General features: G+C 64.5%; 23 protein-coding genes. 12 read left to right on the top strand and 11 right to left on the bottom strand.

The features are described from left to right. Positions 1 to 142: 142 nt before the first annotated feature. Positions 143 to 448, bottom strand: coding sequence for a hypothetical protein (locus NKI73_RS26215; RefSeq protein ID WP_352633902.1), 306 nt, complete (start codon positions 446 to 448; stop codon positions 143 to 145). Positions 449 to 859: 411 nt separating this feature from the next. Between NKI73_RS26215 and NKI73_RS26210 the strand changes: the two genes are divergently transcribed. Continuing rightward, the gene (locus NKI73_RS26210; protein WP_352633900.1) at positions 860 to 2,365 is read left to right on the top strand and encodes a helicase HerA domain-containing protein; all 1,506 of its coding nucleotides are present in this window, start codon (positions 860 to 862) and stop codon (positions 2,363 to 2,365) included. 106 nt (positions 2,366 to 2,471) lie between these two features. On the opposite strand, the gene NKI73_RS26205 is transcribed toward NKI73_RS26210, so the two are convergent. Continuing rightward, a complete protein-coding gene (locus NKI73_RS26205) occupies positions 2,472 to 2,765 on the bottom strand; it encodes a hypothetical protein (protein ID WP_352633898.1) in 294 nt (97 codons plus the stop codon). Beyond that, positions 2,737 to 3,369: a hypothetical protein gene (locus NKI73_RS26200; RefSeq protein ID WP_352633896.1), complete on the bottom strand. Its 633-nt coding sequence runs from the start codon at positions 3,367 to 3,369 to the stop codon at positions 2,737 to 2,739. The genes NKI73_RS26205 and NKI73_RS26200 overlap by 29 nt, the downstream gene beginning before the upstream one ends. 481 nt (positions 3,370 to 3,850) lie before the next feature. Between NKI73_RS26200 and NKI73_RS26195 the strand changes: the two genes are divergently transcribed. The 7 genes from NKI73_RS26195 (at position 3,851) to NKI73_RS26165 (ending at position 11,905) form a co-directional block, all read left to right on the top strand. Then, positions 3,851 to 4,735 (top strand): helix-turn-helix domain-containing protein, encoded by an 885-nt coding sequence (locus tag NKI73_RS26195; protein ID WP_352633894.1) that lies wholly within the window; start codon positions 3,851 to 3,853, stop codon positions 4,733 to 4,735. 253 nt (positions 4,736 to 4,988) lie between these two features. After that, on the top strand, positions 4,989 to 6,059 hold the full coding sequence (locus NKI73_RS26190) for an ABC transporter substrate-binding protein (protein WP_352633892.1): 1,071 nt from the start codon (positions 4,989 to 4,991) through the stop codon (positions 6,057 to 6,059). 90 nt (positions 6,060 to 6,149) lie between these two features. Next, positions 6,150 to 6,971: an ATP-binding cassette domain-containing protein gene (locus NKI73_RS26185; RefSeq protein ID WP_352633890.1), complete on the top strand. Its 822-nt coding sequence runs from the start codon at positions 6,150 to 6,152 to the stop codon at positions 6,969 to 6,971. Next, on the top strand, positions 6,968 to 8,227 hold the full coding sequence (locus NKI73_RS26180; protein ID WP_352633889.1) for a sugar ABC transporter permease: 1,260 nt from the start codon (positions 6,968 to 6,970) through the stop codon (positions 8,225 to 8,227). Before NKI73_RS26185 ends, NKI73_RS26180 begins: the two co-directional genes overlap by 4 nt. 22 nt (positions 8,228 to 8,249) lie before the next feature. Next, positions 8,250 to 8,978, top strand: a complete 729-nt coding sequence (locus tag NKI73_RS26175; protein ID WP_127327764.1) for an SDR family oxidoreductase — start codon at positions 8,250 to 8,252, stop codon at positions 8,976 to 8,978. A gap of 156 nt (positions 8,979 to 9,134) precedes the next feature. After that, the gene (locus tag NKI73_RS26170; protein ID WP_352633887.1) at positions 9,135 to 10,736 is read left to right on the top strand and encodes an FGGY-family carbohydrate kinase; all 1,602 of its coding nucleotides are present in this window, start codon (positions 9,135 to 9,137) and stop codon (positions 10,734 to 10,736) included. 140 nt (positions 10,737 to 10,876) lie between these two features. Beyond that, complete coding sequence (locus NKI73_RS26165; protein WP_352633885.1) at positions 10,877 to 11,905, top strand: cupin domain-containing protein; 1,029 nt, start codon at positions 10,877 to 10,879, stop codon at positions 11,903 to 11,905. Between the two features lie 18 nt (positions 11,906 to 11,923). Here NKI73_RS26165 and dinB read toward each other — a convergent pair whose 3' ends face one another. Together dinB and NKI73_RS26155 are read right to left on the bottom strand one after the other, a co-directional pair. Beyond that, positions 11,924 to 13,171, bottom strand: coding sequence for a DNA polymerase IV (dinB, locus tag NKI73_RS26160; protein ID WP_352633883.1), 1,248 nt, complete (start codon positions 13,169 to 13,171; stop codon positions 11,924 to 11,926). Between the two features lie 322 nt (positions 13,172 to 13,493). Beyond that, positions 13,494 to 13,910: a winged helix-turn-helix transcriptional regulator gene (locus tag NKI73_RS26155; protein ID WP_352633881.1), complete on the bottom strand. Its 417-nt coding sequence runs from the start codon at positions 13,908 to 13,910 to the stop codon at positions 13,494 to 13,496. Positions 13,911 to 14,048: 138 nt separating this feature from the next. Here NKI73_RS26155 and NKI73_RS26150 point away from each other — a divergent pair, with 138 nt between their 5' ends. After that, complete coding sequence (locus NKI73_RS26150) at positions 14,049 to 14,636, top strand: dihydrofolate reductase family protein (RefSeq protein WP_352633879.1); 588 nt, start codon at positions 14,049 to 14,051, stop codon at positions 14,634 to 14,636. Between the two features lie 43 nt (positions 14,637 to 14,679). Here NKI73_RS26150 and NKI73_RS26145 read toward each other — a convergent pair whose 3' ends face one another. From NKI73_RS26145 to ada, 4 genes are all read right to left on the bottom strand, one after another. Beyond that, positions 14,680 to 15,423 carry a 2OG-Fe(II) oxygenase gene (locus NKI73_RS26145; protein ID WP_352633877.1) on the bottom strand — a complete coding sequence of 248 codons (744 nt, stop codon included), beginning with the start codon at positions 15,421 to 15,423 and terminating at the stop codon, positions 14,680 to 14,682. Continuing rightward, a complete protein-coding gene (locus tag NKI73_RS26140; RefSeq protein WP_352633875.1) occupies positions 15,420 to 15,974 on the bottom strand; it encodes a methylated-DNA--[protein]-cysteine S-methyltransferase in 555 nt (184 codons plus the stop codon). Before NKI73_RS26140 ends, NKI73_RS26145 begins: the two co-directional genes overlap by 4 nt. Positions 15,975 to 16,255: 281 nt before the next feature. After that, complete coding sequence (locus NKI73_RS26135) at positions 16,256 to 16,390, bottom strand: hypothetical protein (protein ID WP_352633874.1); 135 nt, start codon at positions 16,388 to 16,390, stop codon at positions 16,256 to 16,258. A 99-nt stretch (positions 16,391 to 16,489) separates the two neighbouring features. Next, positions 16,490 to 17,620 carry a bifunctional DNA-binding transcriptional regulator/O6-methylguanine-DNA methyltransferase Ada gene (gene ada / locus NKI73_RS26130; RefSeq protein ID WP_352633908.1) on the bottom strand — a complete coding sequence of 377 codons (1,131 nt, stop codon included), beginning with the start codon at positions 17,618 to 17,620 and terminating at the stop codon, positions 16,490 to 16,492. A gap of 248 nt (positions 17,621 to 17,868) precedes the next feature. On the opposite strand from ada, the gene NKI73_RS26125 reads away from it, so the two are divergent. Then, on the top strand, positions 17,869 to 18,066 hold the full coding sequence (locus tag NKI73_RS26125; protein ID WP_352633873.1) for a hypothetical protein: 198 nt from the start codon (positions 17,869 to 17,871) through the stop codon (positions 18,064 to 18,066). A 137-nt stretch (positions 18,067 to 18,203) separates the two neighbouring features. On the opposite strand, the gene NKI73_RS26120 is transcribed toward NKI73_RS26125, so the two are convergent. Beyond that, a complete protein-coding gene (locus NKI73_RS26120; protein ID WP_352633871.1) occupies positions 18,204 to 18,896 on the bottom strand; it encodes a winged helix-turn-helix transcriptional regulator in 693 nt (230 codons plus the stop codon). A 176-nt stretch (positions 18,897 to 19,072) separates the two neighbouring features. Here NKI73_RS26120 and NKI73_RS26115 point away from each other — a divergent pair, with 176 nt between their 5' ends. Then, on the top strand, positions 19,073 to 19,399 hold the full coding sequence (locus NKI73_RS26115; protein ID WP_023813864.1) for a DUF1330 domain-containing protein: 327 nt from the start codon (positions 19,073 to 19,075) through the stop codon (positions 19,397 to 19,399). Positions 19,400 to 19,514: 115 nt separating this feature from the next. Further along, positions 19,515 to 20,051 (top strand): hypothetical protein, encoded by a 537-nt coding sequence (locus NKI73_RS26110; RefSeq protein WP_352633869.1) that lies wholly within the window; start codon positions 19,515 to 19,517, stop codon positions 20,049 to 20,051. Positions 20,052 to 20,246: 195 nt separating this feature from the next. Here NKI73_RS26110 and NKI73_RS26105 read toward each other — a convergent pair whose 3' ends face one another. Continuing rightward, the gene (locus NKI73_RS26105; protein ID WP_352633867.1) at positions 20,247 to 20,696 is read right to left on the bottom strand and encodes an ester cyclase; all 450 of its coding nucleotides are present in this window, start codon (positions 20,694 to 20,696) and stop codon (positions 20,247 to 20,249) included. Positions 20,697 to 20,761: the final 65 nt, after the last annotated feature.

The raw sequence follows: 20,761 nt of genomic DNA, 5'->3' as shown, positions 1-20,761 counted from the left end.
AGAGAGAAGACGGACAAACCCCGTTTTACGGGGCATGCACATGCGGCATTTCGATTCACTCAAAACTTTCCCCGGACAGCCCTGCCACAAGGGGGGAGATTGGCCGTTTGGCCGCTTTCGCCAATCTTCAGCCGTCAAAGCGTTAAATCCCTGAGCCATCCAACTGTTGGGCGTCGTCACCCTCCCACGGCGCCGGCATGGACGCGCGGCTGAGATTGGCTGTCGGCAGCGGCATCCAGCATTTCAGTTCCGGTTCGGCGTATTCGATGACGCGCCCTGGCGAGGAGTCCGACGCGCGCCAGCCTTCCGAGGCGAACTGGTCAGCGCGTGACCAATAGGCGAGATCGACTTCGGCCGGCCCCTGCTCGGATGGGCGCACCGTGACCAGGATCCGGCTCCCATCCCTCGGCGCCGTCGACATGTGGCGCCACCGTTCGGGTTCGTCCATCACAATTCCTCCTCGCACCTGCAGCGTTGGGTGAAGTGTCGCCTCGCGGTCCGAACGGGTCAACCCAAAGTTTGCGCCATGGAGCGGGTCCATACGATGTCAGGGCAGGATGGGGGACCACGCCAAATTGGCGACCGACATATACTGTGAAAGAAACTTGAAAACGTCGGTCGCCAGGGGCGGAGTTGGGACGCACCACGTTGGGGACGCGATGCGAGGTCAGGCTAGGCGGATGCTTGGTATCTGCAATCGGAACGCCGGATGATGGTGAACGACTGGTTACTATCCACAGGGTTCGCCCGACGGATCGCGTCAGGGCAACTGTGCGCAACGCGGAACTGGCGGCCATCCGCGCTCGACTGGCTGTGACCCAGTTGATATGCCCGTCTGCGAAAGGAGCCTTGAGTCGAAATGACCGTTGCGATCGAGATGGGACACACGACCGCCGGCGCCCCGGCGAATCTGGATCTCGAGGAACTGTTGGCCACCCGGCTTTTGGTGCAGGGCAATTCGGGCTCTGGCAAATCGCATCTTTTGCGCCGGCTCCTGGAGCAGAGCGCGCCCTGGGTGCAGCAGACCATCATCGACCCCGAAGGTGACTTCGTCTCACTGGGCGACCGTTACGGCCATCTGGTCATCGATGCCGAGCAACATACCGAGCGCGGCCTGCAGGCGGCCGGCGAGCGGGCACGCATCCATCGCGTTTCCACGGTGCTCAATCTCGAAGGGCTCGATGCCGAGAACCAGATGCGGCGCGCCGCCGCCTTCCTCGGCGGGCTGTTCGAGGTCGCCCGCGACCACTGGTACCCGATGCTGGTCGTCGTGGACGAGGCGCAGCTGTTCGCGCCGGCGGTGGCCGGCGAAGTGTCGGACGAAGCGCGCAAGCTCTCGCTTGGCGCCATGACCAATTTGATGTGCCGTGGCCGCAAGCGCGGGCTGGCCGGCATCATCGCCACCCAGCGGCTGGCCAAGCTCGCCAAGAATGTCGCCGCCGAGGCGTCCAATTTTCTCATGGGCCGCACCTTCCTCGATATCGACATGGCGCGCGCCGCCGATCTTCTCGGCATGGAACGGCGCCAGGCGGAGGCGTTTCGCGACCTGGAGCGCGGCCAGTTCATGGCGCTGGGGCCAGCGCTGTCGCGCCGTCCGCTGGGGCTTCGCATCGGCCCGACCGACACCAGCCCTCGCAACGGCACGCCGCGGCTGATGGCGATGCCGGAGGCGGCGCTGGAGGATGCTCGCGCGATCATTCTGGCCGCCCCGCCCCTAGAGGCCGTGCGCGCGCCGCGCCGGATGGCGTCGCCGGACCTGCTCGACCAGCTGATGGCGGCGAAGTCGGCGGCGCTGGAAATCCGCCCCGAACCGGTGGAGCCGCAAATCAGCGCCGAGGATCTGGCGGAGCGTCGCGAGCGCGTCGACCGTGTGCTGCGCGCCATCCTGGCGCAGCCCGACGCGGGTTTTCGCGTCATCGGCGTGCTCTATCAGGAATTCGTGGTCCGCTGCCGCATCGAAGGCCTCGCCTCGGTCGTGCCCGACCTGCCGGAGTTCCGACGCATGCTGACGCGCGCCCGCGCCGGCCTCGGCTCCGACATGGCGGCAGGCGACGACGCCTGGCAGGATGTCTCGGTGCGTGCCTCGCTGCTGCCCGACGACATGCAAGGCGTGTTCATGATGATCGCGCGTGCGGCGAAGGAAGGCTGGCCGTGCCCGAGCGACGCCGCGATTGCCCGCGCCTACGGCTCCCACTCGCTGCGCCGCGCCCGGCGGCTCCTGACCTATATCGAGGAGCAGGGGCTCATCGTCTGCCAGCTCGACGGGGTAGGCAGGCGCACCGTGACGCTCGTTGAGCTGGCCTGGGCCACGGCCCCGGGCGACCCCAATGCCGAGGAAGTGGAGCAGGGGAGCCTGGCGTTGTGAAGGGACGCGCTTTGGGGTAGGCCACCGCTTGTCGTTTCCAAAGCCAGCCGGCCGGGGGGGCGCACCGGGAGATTTCACGCCGAGGCGCCGGGCGCCGCGACGAGACTCAGCCCGTGAACGCTTTGAATGTGTCCTTGGAGGTCAGCATCGCCTCGCCCTTGAACGAGATCGAGAAATCACCAAGCTGGTACTGGCCTTGGTCATTCTTCACTAGAATATCGCCATCAATCTTGTTGAAGCCACTCTCGATACCTTTGATGATCCCGTCGACGTAGCGTAGGTTGGTCTTGGCGGAGAGAATATCGTTCTTGGCCATCTGTTGCGCGAGACGTTGGAGCTTCGGGTCGTCGCCGATACTTTGCAGACGCGCCTCAACGACCTCGGGACTGATGCGCGCCAACGCTGCGTTCAGAGCCGGCAATGCCTTCTGCAAGCTGAACAATGAATCGGAAGTCCATCCTGCTTGCGTCGGCGTAGCTAAGGCTTTGGTTGCTGATCGCCTTGTTCGCCTGCGCTTGCGGGCTGCGGTCGGCGGCGGCCCCCATCTCGTCCTCGACAGCCCAAATATAGTCATGCTCGTCCATTGCCATCACGGTTTCCCGCGTCTCGCCGGCAGGGATGAAATAGCGGGCAACAGTGGAGTCTTCGTGCCGGCGGTCCGCCTCGACCATCGAGATGATGAAGCGCGTATACTCGGCATAGAGTTCGCCATAATTGGCCTTGCCGGCCAGCATATAGGGGTCGTCCGCCGTCGTGGTGGAGGCCTGTGCCGCACTGGCGGATGACGTCGCTGGCACGTCCGCCTTGGGGCCTCGGCTAAAGCTACCGAACAAGTCATACTCGGTGTTGTCCTCATTGCTGGCGGCGCCCGGTCGGATGACCGGAGCCTCGGTCCGCAAGGACGTACCAGCTTTGAGGAACGTCGGCTGGCTTGTTCCAGCAAAGCCGCTCCTGGCGGATACCAGCTTCTGTATCGTAACAGTGAGGTCCGAGGTAATCTGCACTGAGGAATCCCTGGATTTACCATGCCTTGCAGGCGATTCGCAGAATGAAGAACGGTAGTTAATCAATGGTTGAAGGTGAGCAAACGGATGTTTGACGAAGAAAAATTTCTCACGGCAGATGTAGTGTATTTATATCTTTAGATGATGCTGTTGCCGATCCGATCCGGAAGCGGGCTCGCAGGCTGCACCCATCCAAATGTCGTTGCGGGCAAGATCCGAACGCCGACCTTCAAGGTATGACCCGGCCGCCCCACAAATCATGGCCAGCACGTCAGCAAGGCTGACCCTCCTGCCCGAATATCGCCTCTCGGCAGCCCTTGCCGGTTAAAAAAGTATCATCCGCCGACCCGAATCGTGGTGGCGCCTGTTGTCATGAGCCGGTACCTTGGTCTCGAAATGCAGAGCCGAAACCAATTCGGCCGGTTTAGGGAATTTGGGCCGAATGCGGCAACGATCCGTACCGGCCCGGGAGGAAACGGACATGGAACCGGACCTGGAAGTTGTCCAGATACGACGCGGTGAGTCCTTCAAGGCGTGGTCGCACGGCTACCCCTTCCACACGGTGCGTTGGCACTTCCATCCCGAATATGAACTGCATCAGGTGATCTTCACCAACGGCCGCTATTTCGTCGGCGACTTCATTGGCGAGTTCGAGCCGGGCAATCTGGTGCTGACGGGGCCGAACCTGCCGCACAATTGGGTGAGCGACATCCCCCGCGACAGTTCGATCCCGCTGCGCGGCCGTATCATCCAGTTTTCCGAAAGCTTCATCGGCGATGCCATGCATGTGCTGCCGGAACTGGCGGGACTTGGCCATCTGCTCGAGGCGTCGCGTCGCGGCGTGCTGTTTTCCAACCGCACCAGCAAGGCGCTGGCGCCGCTGATGGAAGAGGTGATGCAGGCGCAGGGTGTGCGCCGCATCGAGCTGTTCATGATGATTGCAGGCCTGCTCAGCCGCGCCCAGGAATTCCAGTTGCTGGCCAGCGCCAGCTACCGGCCCGATCCGTCGGGCTACATGACCGCCGGCATGAACAAGGCGCTCGCCTATATCCGGGAGAACCTGACGCAGCTGTTCGACGAGGCGGATCTGGCGGCCATTGCCGGCCAGTCGACCGGCGCCTTCTCGCGCTCGTTTCGCCGCCACACCGGCATGTCGCTGGTGCAATACGTCAAGCGGCTGCGCATCAACCTCGCCTGCCAGATCCTGATGAGCGACGAGCAGGCCTCGATCACCGACATCTGCTACGAGGTCGGCTTCAACAACCTGTCCAATTTCAACCGGCAGTTCCTGGCGGAGAAGGGCATGCCGCCCTCACGCTTCAGGCGCCTGCTGGCCGACAACATCAACGCGGGAAAAGCCGCTTAACGGAGGAGCCAGGGAGGAACCAAGGGAGGAAATACTTTCTTTCGCATGACGACGTGGAACGCATAGGCGGTCCGCGATGGAGAGCGCTTGTCTTGAAAAATCCTCCGTCAGCGGAGGATGTCGGCGCGGACTCGAAAGGCTGGCGCCGGGCCCTAGTTCTCAATTGCAGTTTGGGGCGAGGCCGGAGGCGTGTCTCCACACCAAAGCAGTCAACGACCTTCTTACAACCATATCGAGAAACGGAGAAGACCGAATGACCAAACTTTCATTGAAGTCCGCCGGCATGGCAGCCCTTGCGCTGTCGCTGCTGGCCGGCACCGCCGCCATCGCCCGGGCCGCCGAAGTCACCGACGCCACCGTTGCCTTCCTGATGCCCGACCAGGCCTCGACCCGCTACGAGCAGCACGATTATCCCGGCTTCGCCGCCGAGATGAAGAAGCTGTGCCCGGGCTGCAAGGTGCTCTACCAGAACGCCGATGCCGACGCCTCGCGCCAGCAGCAGCAGTTCAACTCGGTGATCTCGCAGGGTGCCAAGGCGATCGTGCTCGACCCGGTCGACTCGACCGCCGCCGCCTCGCTGGTCAAGCTGGCGCAGAGCCAGGGCATCAAGGTCATCGCCTATGACCGGCCGATCCCGACAGCACCGGCCGACTTCTATGTCTCGTTCAACAATGAAGGCATCGGCAAAGCCATCGCCGACTCGCTGGTCGAGCACCTGAAGGCGCTGAAGGTCGATCCGGCCACCGGCGGCGTGTTGCAGATCAACGGCTCGCCGACCGACGCGGCGGCCGGCCTGATCAAGAAGGGCATCCATGAAGGCCTCGACAACAGCGGCTACCAGATCCTGGCTGAATACGACACGCCGGAATGGGCGCCGCCGAAGGCGCAGCAGTGGGCCGGCGGCCAGATCACCCGCTTCGGGCCGAAGATACTCGGCGTCGTCGCGGCCAATGACGGCACCGGTGGCGGCGCCATCGCGGCCTTCAAGGCGGCAGGCGTCGATCCGGTGCCGCCAGTGACCGGCAATGACGCGACGATCGCGGCACTGCAGCTGATCATCGCCGGCGACCAGTACAACACCATCTCCAAGCCGAGCGAGATCGTGGCGGCGGCCGCCGCCAACGTCGCCATCAAGCTGCTTTCGGGCGAGACGCCGAAGGCCGAGATGACGCTGTACGACACACCCTCGCAGCTGTTCACGCCGGCCGTGGTGACGCAGGAAAACCTGAAGGCCGAGATCATCGACAAGAAGATCAACACCGCGGCCGAACTCTGCGTCGATCGTTACGCGGAAGGCTGCAAGAAGCTGGGCATCGGGAACTGACCGCGACCCTTGCCCGCTCCGCTGTCTGGCCACCCGCGCGGTGGCCAGACAGCGCACTTCCTCGAACCGGTTTTTTGAAAGGTCGCTGGCATGATTGAAACCCCGGACGAACCGGTTCCGACAGGCGAGCTGGTGCTCAGCCTGCGCGGCATTTCGAAACATTTCGGCGCCGTCTCGGCGCTCACCGACATCGATCTCGACGTCCATGCCGGCGAGGTTGTGGCGCTGGTCGGCGACAATGGCGCCGGCAAGTCGACGCTGGTCAAGATCCTGGCCGGCGTGCATCAGCCGAGTTCGGGAAGCATCAGCTACCGCGGTAAGCAGGTGACGCTGGCCGACCCGAGTGCGGCGCTGACGCTCGGCATCGCCACCGTGTTTCAGGACCTGGCACTGTGCGAGAACCTCGACATCGTCGCCAACATTTTCCTCGGCCGCGAACTCAGTCCGCTACGGCTGGACGAGGTGGCGATGGAAGTGCGCGCCTGGACGCTGCTCAACGAGCTTTCGGCGCGTATCCCGAGTGTCCGCGAAGTGGTCGCGTCGCTGTCGGGCGGCCAGCGCCAGACGGTGGCGATCGCCCGCTCGCTGCTGCTCGAACCCAAGCTCATCCTGCTCGACGAACCGACGGCCGCCCTTGGCGTGGCGCAGACGGCGGAAGTGCTCAACCTGATCGAGCGTGTGCGCGACCGCGGCCTCGGCGTCGTGATCATCAGCCACAATATGGAAGACGTGCGCGCTGTCGCCGACCGCATCGTCGTGCTGCGGCTTGGCCGCAACAACGGCATCTTCTCCCCCGATGCCTCGAACCAGGAACTGGTCAGCGCCATCACCGGCGCGTCGAACAATTCGGTGTCGCGGCGCGCCGAGCGCAGACAGGCTAGGCAAGACCAAACCCAGGAGCCCCACGCATGAGCCGCGAAGCCGAACAGGCCGCCCCCGTGCCGCCGCAGCTCGACCGCGCCGACGTGCGCGTCAAGCACGAGGCCGGGGTCGGCGGCGCCATCCGCAGGTTCTTCGACCGGGTCCGCTCCGGCGATCTCGGCTCGTTGCCGGTCATCGTCGGGCTGGTCATCATCTGGACGGTGTTCGCCAGCATCAACCCGATCTTCCTGTCGAGCAGCAATTTGGTCAATCTGCTGTTCGATTGCTCGACCGTCGGCGTCATTGCGCTCGGCATCGTCTGCGTTTTGATGGTCGGCGAGATCGACCTTTCGGTCGGCTCGATCAGCGGCTTTGCCTCGGCGATGGTCGGCACGCTGTGGGTCAACCAGGGCTGGCCTGTGGCGCTCGCCATCCTCGCCGCTATCGCCGTCGGCGGCTTCATCGGTGCGCTCTATGCGCTGCTGTTCAACCGGCTCGGCATGCCGAGCTTCGTCTCGACGCTCGCCGGCTTGCTGGCGGTGCTTGGCATGCAGCTTTACATCCTCGGCTCGACCGGCTCGATCAACCTGCCTTACGGCTCGAACCTGGTGAATTTCGGCCAGCTGCTGATGATGCCGAAATTCGTGTCGTTCGGGCTGGCGGCGGTGCCCGGCATCGTCATGCTAGTCACCGGCCTGCGCACTGTTGCGCGCCGCCGAGCCGCCAATCTCTCGGCGCCGTCGACCGGCGGGCTCATCACGCGGGCGATCGTCATCACGGTCATTCTCGAACTCATCGTCTTCTATCTCAACCAGGCGCGCGGCATTCCGTGGATGTTCGGCCTGTTCGTCGGCCTTGTCATATCAATGCACTACGCGCTGACGCGGACGAAATGGGGCCGCTCGATGTCGGCGGTCGGCGGCAACCGCGAGGCGGCAAGGCGCGCCGGCATCAATGTGCGGCTGATCTATTCCAGCGCCTTCGTGCTGTGCTCGATGCTTGCGGCCTTCGGCGGCGTGCTGTCGGCGGCCCGCCTTGCCTCGGCCAGCCAGCAGGCCGGCACCGGCGACGTCAACCTCAACGCCATCGCGGCGGCCGTCATCGGCGGCACCAGCCTGTTCGGCGGCCGCGGCAGCGCCTATTCGGCACTGCTCGGTATCATCGTCATCCAGTCGATCGCCAGTGGCCTGACGCTGCTCGATCTATCCTCGTCGCTTCGGTACATGATCACCGGCGCCGTGCTTGCCATCGCAGTCATCGTCGACTCGCTGGCCCGCCGCTCGCGTGTTTCCCATGGCCGGGCCTGAACCCCTCAACAGGAAGCAAGACATGAGCGAAGAACTGTCCGGAAAAGTTGCCGCCGTCACCGGCGCGGCATCAGGCATCGGTCTCGAATGCGCCAGGCATATGCTGGCGGCCGGCGCCACCGTGGTGCTGGTCGACCGCGCCGAGGCGACGCTGAACAAACTGTGTGCCGAGCTTGGCCCCAAGGCGATCCCGCTGGTGATCGACCTGATGCAGCCGGCAAGCGTCGCCACCATGATGCCGCAGATCCTGGAGAAGGCCGGCCAGCTCGACATCTTCCATGCCAATGCCGGCGCCTATGTTGGCGGCGAGGTGGCAACCGGCGATCCCGACGCCTGGGACCGGATGCTGAACCTCAACATCAATGCCTGCTTCCGCTCGATCCAGGCGGTGCTGCCGCACATGATCGAACGCAAGACCGGCGACATCATCGTCACCAGTTCGATCGCCGGCCTGGTCCCGGTGGTGTGGGAGCCGATCTACACGGCCTCCAAGCACGCCGTGCAGGCCTTCGTCCATACCGTGCGTCGGCAGGTCGCCAAGCACGGCCTGCGCGTCGGCGCAGTAGCGCCGGGCCCAGTGGTGACGGCACTGGTCGACGACTGGCCGAAGGCCAAGCTCGAGGAAGAGCTCGCCGCAGGCGGCCTGATGCAGCCGCGCGAAGTGGCCGAGGCCGTCATGTTCATGCTGACCCGGCCGCGCAACGTGACGATCCGCGATCTGGTGATTCTGCCGCAGAGCAATGATTTGTGAGGCAGTAGGGAGTAGGGAATAGGCAGTAGGGGAAGCACAGTCTTACAGGCCCCGCTCAAAAACGCTTCGCGCGTCCTATCCCTACTAACTAATCTCCTACTGCCTACTGCCTACTGCCTATTCCCTATTCCCTATTCCCTGAACCGGAGGTTCCTCATGCCCCACTATCTCGGCATCGACGTCGGCACTGGCAGCGCGCGGGCCGGGGTGTTCGACCACACCGGAAACCTGCTCGCCTCGGCCAAGCAGGATATCGAGGTCTGGCGCGAGGCCGGCGATATTGTCGAGCAGTCGAGCGATGACATCTGGCGGGCGGTGTGCATCGTCGTCCGCGCGGCCGTCGCGCAATCAGGCATAGCGCCCGAGGCGATCGCCGGCATCGGCTTCGACGCCACCTGTTCGCTGGTGGTGCTGGGCGAGGGCGGCGTGCCGTTGCCGGTTGGCCCGTCCGGCAATGCCGACCGCAACATCATCGTCTGGATGGACCACCGCGCGGTCGAGCAGACACGCCGCATCAACCGCAGCGGCGAAGCGGTGCTGAACTATGTCGGCGGCGTCATCTCGCCGGAGATGGAAACGCCGAAACTCCTGTGGCTGGCCGAAAACCTGCCCGCCACCTTCAATGCCGCCTGGCAGTTCCTGGACCTCGCCGACTTCCTCACCTGGCGGGCCACAGGCAGCCTTGCGCGCTCGGTCTGCACGGTGACCTGCAAATGGACGTATCTGGCGCATGAGAGCCGCTGGGACGAGACCTATTTCCGCAAGATTGGCCTCGGCGCGCTTGCCGATGAGGGGTTCGCCCGCATCGGCACCGAGATCGTACCGGCAGGTGCCGCACTCGGCGGCGGATTGACCGCGCAAGCGGCGGCGGAGCTTGGCCTGCGCCACGGCACCGCGGTGGCGGCCGGGCTGATCGATGCGCATGCCGGCGGCGTCGGCACGGTCGGTGCGCGCGGCGCGTTCGGCAGCGTTCTGTCGCGCATGGCCTATGTCTTCGGCACCTCGGCCTGCACCATGTCGTCGACCGCCGAACCGGCCTTCGTCGATGGCGTCTGGGGTCCGTATTTCTCGGCCATGGTGCCGGGCCTGTGGCTGAACGAGGGTGGCCAATCTGCGGCGGGTGCGGCGATCGACCATCTGGTGCGCATGCACCCGGCGAGCGGCGATGCGACGGCGAGGGCGCAGGCCGACGGCCTCAGCCTCAGCGCCTGGCTGTCGCTGCAGGCGCAAAGCCGCAATGGGGCAGCGGCCACGCCGGCGCTGGTCGGCGGCATCCATGTCGTGCCGGAATTCATCGGCAACCGCGCGCCATTCGCCGATCCGGACGCACGCGCGCTGATCGCCGGGCTCGATCTCGACACCAGCCTCGACAGCCTGGTCGGGCTCTATGTCGCCGGTGTTTGCGGGCTCGGCTACGGCGCGCGCCAGATCGTGCGGGCCGAGCATGAGAAGGGCATCCCGGTGGACACCATCGTCGTCAGCGGCGGCGCCGGGCAAAGCCCGCTGGTGCGCCAGCTGCTGGCCGACACGACTGGCATGGTGGTGGTCGCGTCGACCTCGCCGGAGCCGGTGCTGCTCGGCTCGGCGATGCTGGGCGCTGTCGCCGCCGGAACCTACAAGGATGTCGCGACGGCCATGGCCGGCATGTCGGAACTCGGCGAGGTCTATCATCCCGACGCTACGCTGGCCGGCTGGCATGCCAAGCGCTTCGCCGCGTTCGAGCTGCTGCAGCAAGCCGGCAAGGCGATCAGGGGTTAAACGGGCAGCTTCTGTCCGGCTTTGTCAGGAGCCTGGCGAACACCGCTTGGCGATGATGCCTGAAGCTGGCAGCTTTGTACTGTCGTAGACCCTCCTGCGGCTTGCGATGAGAGCAGGGCGACAGGATCAGGAGGCCCCCAATGGCAGACGAGAAAGCGCCCGTGCCATTCGCATCGGATGAGGTACCGTGGACGGAATGGTCCGATGTGCCGCGCTTCGGCGTGCGCTATCGGCATTTGTCGCTGGCCGCCCTTGGCGAAAACTATCATGTCGGCGTGGCGATCGAGGAACTGCCGCCGGGCAAGCAGACCTCGCCGGCGCATTACCATATTCTCGAGGAAGAGCATGTCTTCATCCTCGAAGGGATGCCCACCGCTTATGTCGGCGACGTCGCCTATGCCATGAAGTCCGGCGACTATATCTGCTTTCCGGCGGGCGCGGCGGCGGGGCATTGCCTGATCAACACCAGCGACGCGCCGTGCCGCTACATCATCGTCGGCGAGCGCAACCCGAATGAAGTTGTCGTCTACACCGCCTCCAACAAGGTGCTGGTGCGCGCGCTAGGCAGCCGCGCGATCTTCGACCTCGCGGCAATCCGAACCTACTGGGACGGCGAGAACACCGGCCTTGCCGCCGGCGATCCGTTGCCGTCGGATGTGACGGCCGGTGTCACCAAGGCCCCGGTTGCGCCGATCCCGCCGATCGCTAGCGATGCTGTCGAGTGGAAGGTCGAAGGCGAAGGCCCGCGGTTCGGCGGCCGGTCCAGGCATCTGACCTATGCCGCTCTGGGCCGGTCCGATTATCACGTCGGCATGCTGATCGAGGCGCCGGCGTCCGGCATGCGCCTGGCGCCCCGGCACTACCACATGCTGGAAGAAGAGCACGCGCTGATCCTGGAAGGGCAGGTGACGCTGCTGCTTGGCGAGGAGCGCCACGAGATGAAAGCTGGCGACTATGTCTGCTTTCCCGCCGGCCGGCCGGTTGGCCATTCCTTCCTCAACAGCGGTAGCGGACAATGCCGCTATTTGATGATCGGCGAAAGAAATCCCAATGAAGTCTGCGTCTATCCCGATTCCAACAAGATGGCGGTGGACGCCTTGCGCCGGCGCGACGGTATTTTCGATATGGCGGCGGTGAGGCTTTACTGGGACGGTGAAGAGACGCAATAGCGCCTCGCTGTCTCCCGCTCACAATTGCTTCTCGGCCAGTTCCCTGAATTCATCCGGAACCGAGCGCGCCGCTTCCAGCGCCACCGTGCCGTAGCCGACCGCCTGTTTGCCGAAGCGTTCGCGGATCTTGTCGATGGCGCGGTCGGCGTCGAAGCGTGCCAGGCCTTTCCTGGTACCGGGCCTGCGTTTCTCATCGGCGAGGCCGAAGGGCAGTTCGAGCTGCAGCTCGAAGCTTTCCTCGAGATGCGAGACCGAGATCGCCAGCAGCGAGATCGTTTTGTCGTGCGGGTGGTCGGCGAGCACGCCGCGCACCAGGTCGCCGGCGATCTCGGCCAGCATCGTTGTCGCCGAGATCGGCTGTTCAAGCGTGATCGAGCGCGTAACGGCGCTCAGATCGGCAAAGCGCACGCGCACCGTCACCGTGCGGCCGGGACGTGACTTGGCGCGCAACCGGCTGGCTACGCGGTCGGCCAGATGCAGCAGAGTGGGCACGATGACCCGCGATACCGCCGGCTTCAGGCCGAGCGCCGATTGCGCGCCGGCCGAGTGCGCGCGGCGCTTCGTCTCCAGTTTTCGCGGGTCGCGGTTCCATGACAGGGCGGCGAGCTTTTCGCCGACGGCGGGACCCAGCAGCCGTGTCAGCGCGCCGCTGTGGGTCCTGGCCAGCTGGCCGATGGTCTCGACGCCGATTTCGGCCAGCCGCGCCCTGGTCGCCGGGCCGACGCCCCACATCAGCCCGACGGGCAGATCGTGCAGGAAAGCAAGCTCGCTGCCGGGCTCGACCACCACCAACCCGTCGGGCTTGGCCACCTGCGAGGCGATCTTGGCCAGATGCTTGGTGCGGGCGACGCCGATCGAGATCGGCAGGCCGAGTTCGGCGCGTACCCGGCGGCGGATGATCGTTGCGATCTCTTGTGGAGAGCCGAACAGATGCGTGCAGCCGGCGACATCGGCAAAGGCCTCGTCGATGGAGATGCGCTCGACCAGCGGGGTGAAATCGTCGAGCACTTTGATCGCAGCATCGCCCAGCCGCTGGTAGTGGCTGAAATTGCCGCCGACGAAGATCAGCTGCGGGCAGAGTTCGCGCGCCTTGCGCCCCGGCATGCCGCCGCGCACGCCGAAGGCGCGCGCCTCGTAGGAGGCGGCGAGCACCACGCCGCCGCCCACCGCGATCGGCTTGCCGCGCAGCGACGGGTCGAGCAATTGCTCGACGGAGGCATAGAAGGCGTCGAGATCGGCATGCAGGATGGTGGCTGTCGTTTCCATCCCGAAGGCACATCCGCAGTTGCTGATAGACGCGAACGAATAGAGAACAAAAGGGGGTGATTGTCAAGATGGACATGATCACGCCACCCAAAATCGCGGCGGCAGCGCTGCCCCTCACCTGCCTGCCGGCATCCTCTCCCCGTAAACGGGGCGAGGGACGCTGTCATCGACCGTTTCGCCAATTGGCGGCGTCGCAGGAAAGGGATCGGCGCCGCGACAGCTTCTTTCTCCCCGTTTACGGGGAGAAATGCCCGGCAGGGCAATGAGGGGCGGCACTCACCTTGCAGAAGAGAATAATGCTGCTCTCGGAATTCGCCACTGTCTAGACAATATGCTCCGCCCGCAGCGCCGCCTTCATGGCCTCCAGAGCGGGCTCGCCGCCCGCCGCCAGCTCTTCGGCGATCCGCGCCAGATGATCGTCGGCCTTGCGGTGTTTGCTGCCCCAGGCGCCGAGCGTCGCCAGTACGGGCAGCAGGTCGATGCCGGCCTCGGTCAGCCGGTAGACCGTCTTCAGCCCATGCGTCGGGTCGTCGCTGCGGGTGAGGATGCCTTCGTCCTGAAGGGTCTGCAGCCGCTCGGCCAGCGTGCGCGATGAGATGCCTTCGTCGGATTGCAGGAATTCGCGAAAGTGCCTTTTCCCGGCGAAGACCAGGTCGCGGATGATGAGCAGCGTCCAGCGGTCGCCGACGAGTTCGAGCGACAGGTTGATCGGGCAGCCGGATTTTTCGCGCGTCGACATCTATGGTTCCATTTTTAAATCACTTTCCTATTGACATCATTTTTGGCTTGGCGTCAATGGTTCCAAATGTAAACCAATGGCGAAGCCGTAGCGAACCATGGTTTCGCCCGCATCCGCACAAACCCGAGGAGAATGACGATGAGAAAATTGATCCTTCAGATGCAGATGTCGGTCGACGGCTTTGTCGGCGCCAATGAGGACCATGCCTGGCAGCTCTGGGAATGGGGTGACGAGAGCGCCTGGGACGACGAGCTGAAGCAGGACTTCAACGCCGTCTTCGCCGGCATCGACACCATCCTGCTCAGCCGCAAGATGGCGCAGGAGGGCTATCTAGCCCATTGGGGTAGTGCGGCGAAGAAATTTCCGCGCGATCCCTTCTATGCGTTCGCGCAGCGCGTCGTCGACGCCCGGAAGGTGGTGCTGAGCGACAAGCTCAAGCAATCCGCCTGGGAGCGCACGACAGTGGCCAGCGGCGACCTGCCGCGCGAAATCGGTGCGCTGAAGGCTGGCGAGGGCGGTGACATGGCCGTCTTCGGCGGTGCCGGTTTCGCCTCCTCGCTGATCGCGGCCGGGCTGGTCGACGAGTTCCAGCTGTTCATCAACCCGGCGGTGCTGGGCGCCGGACGCCGGATCTTCGACCAGGGCGGTTTCCAGACCCTGCGGCTGCTCGGCTCGAAGGCCTATGCCTGCGGCATGGTGGTCAACCGTTACGCACGGGCAAGGTGAGGCAGCCCTTCTCTAACAAGGAGAAGAGAGCGCCTCACAACACTCACTTTGCATCATGAAAAATGATGCCGACCGTGTGGCGCATGCCTGAGCGCAGGCGGCTGACGCCGTGGCGCAGATTGACGCGGTAATTGCCCTTGGTTCCCTGCACCGGCCGGTTGTGGACGGCGAAGACGACGGCGTCGCCCTGGCGCAGCGGCACCACCTCGACCCGGCTCTGCATGCGCGGCCGCTGTTCGGTCAGCACAAACTCGCCGCCGGTGAAATCCCGGTCCGGCTCGGAGAGCAGGATCGCCACCTGCAGCGGGAAGGCGAGGTCGCCATAGAGGTCCTGATGCAGGCAGTTGAAGTCGCCGGGCACATATTGCAGCAGCAGCGGCGTCGGCCGCGTCTGGCCTGCGGCATGGCATTGTTCGAGAAACGCCGCATGCGTAGCGGGGTAGCGCATGGCTTGCCCCATGCGCTCATTCCAGCGGTTGGCGACCTCGGCCAGCCTGGGATAGAGCGCGCTGCGCAGGCCGCCCAAGAGGTCGGGCAAGGGGTAGCGGAAGTAGCGGTACTCGCCCTTGCCGAAGCCGTGCCTAGCCATATGGATGTGGCTGCGGAAATGCCGTTCCTCGGGATAGAGGCCGGCGATCCGGCGGCACTCGTCAGGCGACAGCAGCTTTTCGATCACCGCACAGCCGAAGCCGTCGAGTTCGGCGGCTAGGGCCGGCCAGTCGTAACCGGCGACGCGTGTCTTGGCGGCTTCGACCACCGATGTGGCAACCTTGGCGTGGGCGTTCATATCGTAGCCTCCTTGTCGAGCAGGGCGCGCTTGCGCTCGACGCCCCAGCGATAGCCCGACAGCGTGCCGTCGGCGCGGACAACGCGGTGGCAGGGAATGCCGAGCGCGATCGCGTTGGCGGCACAGGCGGTCGCCACGGCGCGGGCGCCATTCGGTTGGCCGAGGCGGCCTGCCAGTGCGGTGTAGGTGATGGTGGCGCCGCACGGGATAGCGCGCAACGCGGCCCAGACCTGTTGCTGGAATGGCGTGCCGTGGCGCATGTCAAGCGCCAGGTCGAGGCCGGTGGCAGGCGCTTCGATGAAGCGCGCTATTGCCGCGAGATCATCGCGCAAGGCGGGCCCGTCTTCGATCCGCATCTTGCCGGGGAAGCAATGGCCAAGGTCCTGCTCCAGGGCGTCGGAATCCGAGCCGATCAGGATGGCGCAGACGCCGATATCGCTGCGCGCCACCAGGATGTTGCCGATTGCGGATTGCCCGATTGCGTAGGTTATGGTGTCGAGGGCGGCATGGACGGTCGCCGGTGCGGCCATTTGAGTTTGCATGAGGTTCATTGCGTTCACTCCTTTGTCTGTGCCTGAACCTAGCCGTGTGCCTTCCGTCTCTCACTCCGGTGCTTGCTTTCAAATTCGAATCTCCAAGGTAGGTGCTCTACGGCGCCCCCCTCTGTCCTGCCGGACATCTCCCCCACAAGGAGGGAGATTGGCAGTTCCGGCGCCGGCTCTCGTCCTGAAACGTTGGAGATTGGCGAAGGCCGCGATGACAGCCAATCTCCCCACAAGTGGGGGAGATGTCCGGCAGGACAGAGGGGGGCGCCGTAGAGCGCTGATGGTGCTCATTCGACGCGTGTGACGAATATCTCGCCAAGCACGAACACCTCGCCGGTCAAAAGTCGCAACTCGATCTCGCCGGTCGCGGTGCGGCTCCACTCGGCTTTGCCGCCATCGACAAGCTCGCCGATGGCGGCCATCACCCGTGATTTCGCGTCTTGGATGCTGCGGCTGGCGGCAGCTTGGGTTTGGCTGTTCGCATCGGGAGAGCTTGCCATCGCGCGCATCGCGGGTCCTCGTCAGGCCCGCGAAGACCGGTACGTGGGTGTCCTCACCACGCTCGATCCGACGGCCGCCTCACGGTCGAGCAACGCGCGCTTGCGCTCTGCGCCCCAGGCGTAGCCGGATAGCGCGCCATCCCTGCGGATCACACGATGGCAAGGAATGGCGACGGCGAGATTGTTGGCGGCGCAGGCGGCGGCGATGGCGCGGGCCGCCTTTGGCGTGCCGATGCGCTGCGCGATCTCGGCATAGGAAACCGTGCGGCCGATGGGGATGTCCTGCAGGGCCTGCCAGACGCGCTGCTGGAAGGCGGTGCCGCGCACGTCGAGCGGCAGGTCGAGGCCGAGTGCCGGCGCTTCCACGAAACCGACGACGCGGGCGACCAGCGCCTCGTAGTCACGGTCGCCGCCGATCAGGCGCGCCTTGGGGAAACGGTCCTGCAGGTCGCGCACCAGCGCGTCGGGATCGTCGCCGAGCAGGATCGAAGCGACGCCCTTTTGGCTCGAGGCGACCAGGATGGTGCCGAGCGAGGATTCGCCGACGGCGAAGCGGATCTTCTCATGGGTGCCGCCGGCGCGATAGCGCGTCGGCGTCATGCCGAGCATGCCGGTCGATTTCTCGTAGAAACGCCCGCTCGAATTGAAGCCGGCATCGTAGATCGCCGTCGTCACGCTGGCGCCGTCTTCCAGGCCCCGGCGGACCCTGGCGGCGCGGTGCGCGGCGGCATACTCCTTCGGCGTCAGCCCGGTGACGGCCTTGAAGATGCGGTGGAAATAGCCGGCGCTGCGGCCGGCGGCGTCCGCCAGCTCACCGAGCGACGGTTCTTCCTCGCTCTGCTCGATCCTGCGGCAGGCGTCGGCGACCATCGCGGCGTTGCCGGCCTCGAGCGAAGGGCCGTCCGGATTGCAGCGCCGGCACGGGCGGAAACCGGTCGCCCTGGCCTGTTCCAGCGTGCCGTGCAACTGCACATTCCTGGGGTTGGCGCGCCGCGACGGGCAGGAAGGCCGGCAATAGACGCCGGTCGTCGCCACCGAATACCAGAACTCGCCGTCGGCAGACTTGTCGCGGGCGACAATGCGCGCCCAGCGCGGATCGTCGGCGACCGGCAGCGGCGCGGATTTCAGATTCTTGGCCAGGGTGATGAACATGGCCGCATTGAAGCCGCCAAAAGCCGGCCCCGCCACCCGTTTCCTGCCAACTGTCAGGAGGATGCAGCCCTATTCGTCGGGATGCACAAAGAGTATGACGAGATTGATCTGGAGAAGGTGTGATGGAAAACATTCGACCCGTTGAGACCGAAGCCGACTACGATTGGGCGCTCGCCGAAATCACATTGGCGATTATCCCTTTGACAAACCCGGATGACCGCTGACCGAAGTTCTGCTACGAACTGTCCATGATGCCAGCGCCCTTTAGCAGTTTCATAGGAACCATGATCCTCTGCTTTGTCGGGGTTTTAGCTTACCGGTGGTTTGGCCGAATCGCGCTGTTTGTTGTCGGCGGCATCGGTTTTCCAGCATTGCTGGCCTTGACCTTTTACTGGGGCGATTTGAAAGCCCGGAAGGTCTTTAACCCGACAGACAAGGACCTATAGCCACTCGCAGGTCTTGTCGCGCTACTAATTCGAGAATGAGCCGGAGGTCGGCTCTCTCGATGGTGATCGCTTCGATGTTCTCGCAACTCTGATCGAGGCTTATGAGGACAAGTACTATCCGATTGAAGCATCCGTTCCTACGCCGCCCGCTTGGGTTCGATCGCGAACGGGCTGAGCCCGAGCCAGGTTTGCATCTTCCTGCCGATGGCCTGGTCGCCGGTCAGGGCGACCTTCGCGCCGGCCTTCTCGACGGTCAGCAATCCCATCCAGATCGCCGTCATCGTGTGCAGGTCGGTCGAGACGTAGAGGTCGACGTCGAAGCCCGGATCGTACCAGCACAGATCGACCTCGCCGTGCTTCTCGACGATCAGCCACCACGACCGTTTGGACGCCGGCAGGTCCTGATACAGAAATTGTATCACCGTGCGCCCCTCGGGCAGCGGCGAGGGGTTCAAATTGCGCCGCATGTCCCACATCAGCAACGACGGATCGAGGTTCTTGAGCGACAGCCGGGACTCGACCCATTTCTGCCCCCAGAAGCCCATCGCCTCGACGACCGGGCGCAGGTCCCGGCCGGCCTCCGTCAACCGATAATCGAAGATCCCCTTCTCGCCCTGAACCTCGCCGCGTTCGACGATACCGGCGATCTCAAGCTCCTTCAGCCGTTGCGACAGAAGGGTTGGCGACATTTTGGGGACGCCGCGGCGCAGGTCGTTGAAGCGGGTCGAACCCGCCACCAGTTCGCGCATCAGCACCATCGTCCAGCGGGTGCACAGCACCTCGGCGGCCATCGATAGCGGGCAGAACTGTTTGTATCCGTGCTGGGTCATTATTGCGCCTCTCCTTCCAACTTGGGCCGAACATTAGGCCCTCATGAATGAGGCGGCCAGTACGGAAACTGTACTACCCCAGTACAGATCGCGGACTGGTTGGCGAGCGCCTTGCCATGCGAGCCCTTTGGCAGGTTGCACGGGATGCTCCTGTGCACCGCAACCAGGAGACTATCATGACCGCTTACGTTATCGCAGACATCAAGATTAACGACCCGCAGTGGGTGCCGGCCTATGCCGCGTCGGTGCATGACCTCGTCCACAAGCATGGCGGCAGATATCTGTCGCGCAGCGGCAATGTGAAAACGCTCGAAGGCAAGCCGCTCGACACCACGCTGATCGCCCTCATGGCATTCCCGTCGGAAGCGGCGGCCCGAGCCTTCACCAACGATCCGGCCTATGCGCCCTTCGTTTCGGCCCGTCAGGGCGGCAGCGACAGCCGTTTCCAGATGATCGACAACACCGATCTGGCCGGAACGATCCCGTATCTGCCGAAGGGATGACCGGCATCCCTGGCATCGTTTTCGGGATCTCCAAGCAACAACAGCCACAGCGCTTGCCCGCCGGGCCTCCGTATTTTCGGCGGCCGGCCAGCTGGGCTTTTTCAAGAAGAATGGAATGAAGATGATATCGAACTTTCGCAACAGACTTCTCATGGCAGGGGCCATGCTGGCCGTCTGCACCAGCTTCGCACAGGCGCATCAGCAAGCGGCCGCGCTTGCGTCCGTCCCCAATCCGCTGGCCGACAAGGTGCGGGCCGCCAACAGCCGGTTTCTCGACGTCAAGGCCGCTACATCGGAGGGCTATGCGCCCATTCCCTGCGCCAGCGGCGTCACCGGCGGCGCCATGGGCATTCACTATGTCAACGGCCAGTATCTGAAGGACGACAAGATCGACATCGCCCGTCCCGAAGCCGTGATGTACGAGCCGATGGCCGACGGAACGATGCAACTGGTGGCGGTCGAATACATCTCCTCGAAGGGGCCGGCATCGTTGGACGGCCAGCTGTTCAACTTCAACAGCGCGCCCAACCGCTATGGGCTGGGTGAATTCTACGAACTGCATGTCTGGGCCTGGAAGGGCAACCCGACCGGCACTTTCGCCGACATGAACCCGAAAGTGTCATGCGAGCACGCGACGGCGCCGAGCCAGTAAGCGCCGAGCCAGTAAGCGCCGGGCCAGCAAGCTATGAAGCCAGGCGGCGCCAATGCCGCCTGGCCGCTCTCCCGCGAAAGTCGGGATGCTCCGGCTTCCAACGATTGCAGGCTGCTTGTCGTCAAGCTCCGATCACGATCCAAAAAGGGGCCGTCCCCTGGGCGGCGATGGCCCCTTTTCAATCATGCGGCTCGATCAGGCGGTTTTGATCAGGCCGAGCTGGGTGAGAGCGGCGACGCCGTCGTCGAGGCCGATCTCCTCGACGATCCTGCCGTCGACCACCTTCAGCACGGTGGTTCCGGTGAAGCGCATGGTGCGGCCGGTGGCGGCGGGCAGCGAACCGACGAGGAAATCGCTGAAGGCCGGGCCGGTGTGCGTGCCGCCGCCCTCCCACTGGCCAACGACATAGTCGCCCTCGGCGATCAGGTCGGCCGTGGCCCAGAAATTGAGGTCCGGGAAGGCGGCGCGGAAGTCGGTCATGAAGGCCTTGATGTCGTCGCGGCCGCGGCGCGGCTCGTGCAGCGAATATTTCAGCAGCATGTCGGGCGCGGCAATGTCGTCGACGACGGACAGGTCGCAGGTTTCACCCCAGAAGTCGGTGAACCATCTGACGACGACGGCCTTATTGTCTTCTTGGCTAGTCATTGGGAGGTCCTCTTTGTCTCTGCAACGCGATCATCGGATTGGCCGACGACCTGGAGCCATGACTA

This window comes from Mesorhizobium sp. M0496 (assembly GCF_040321205.1).
GTDB lineage: Bacteria > Pseudomonadota > Alphaproteobacteria > Rhizobiales > Rhizobiaceae > Mesorhizobium.
The sequence above is the reverse complement of the archived record's forward strand: the minus strand, read 5'-3'. Positions and strand labels throughout refer to the sequence as shown.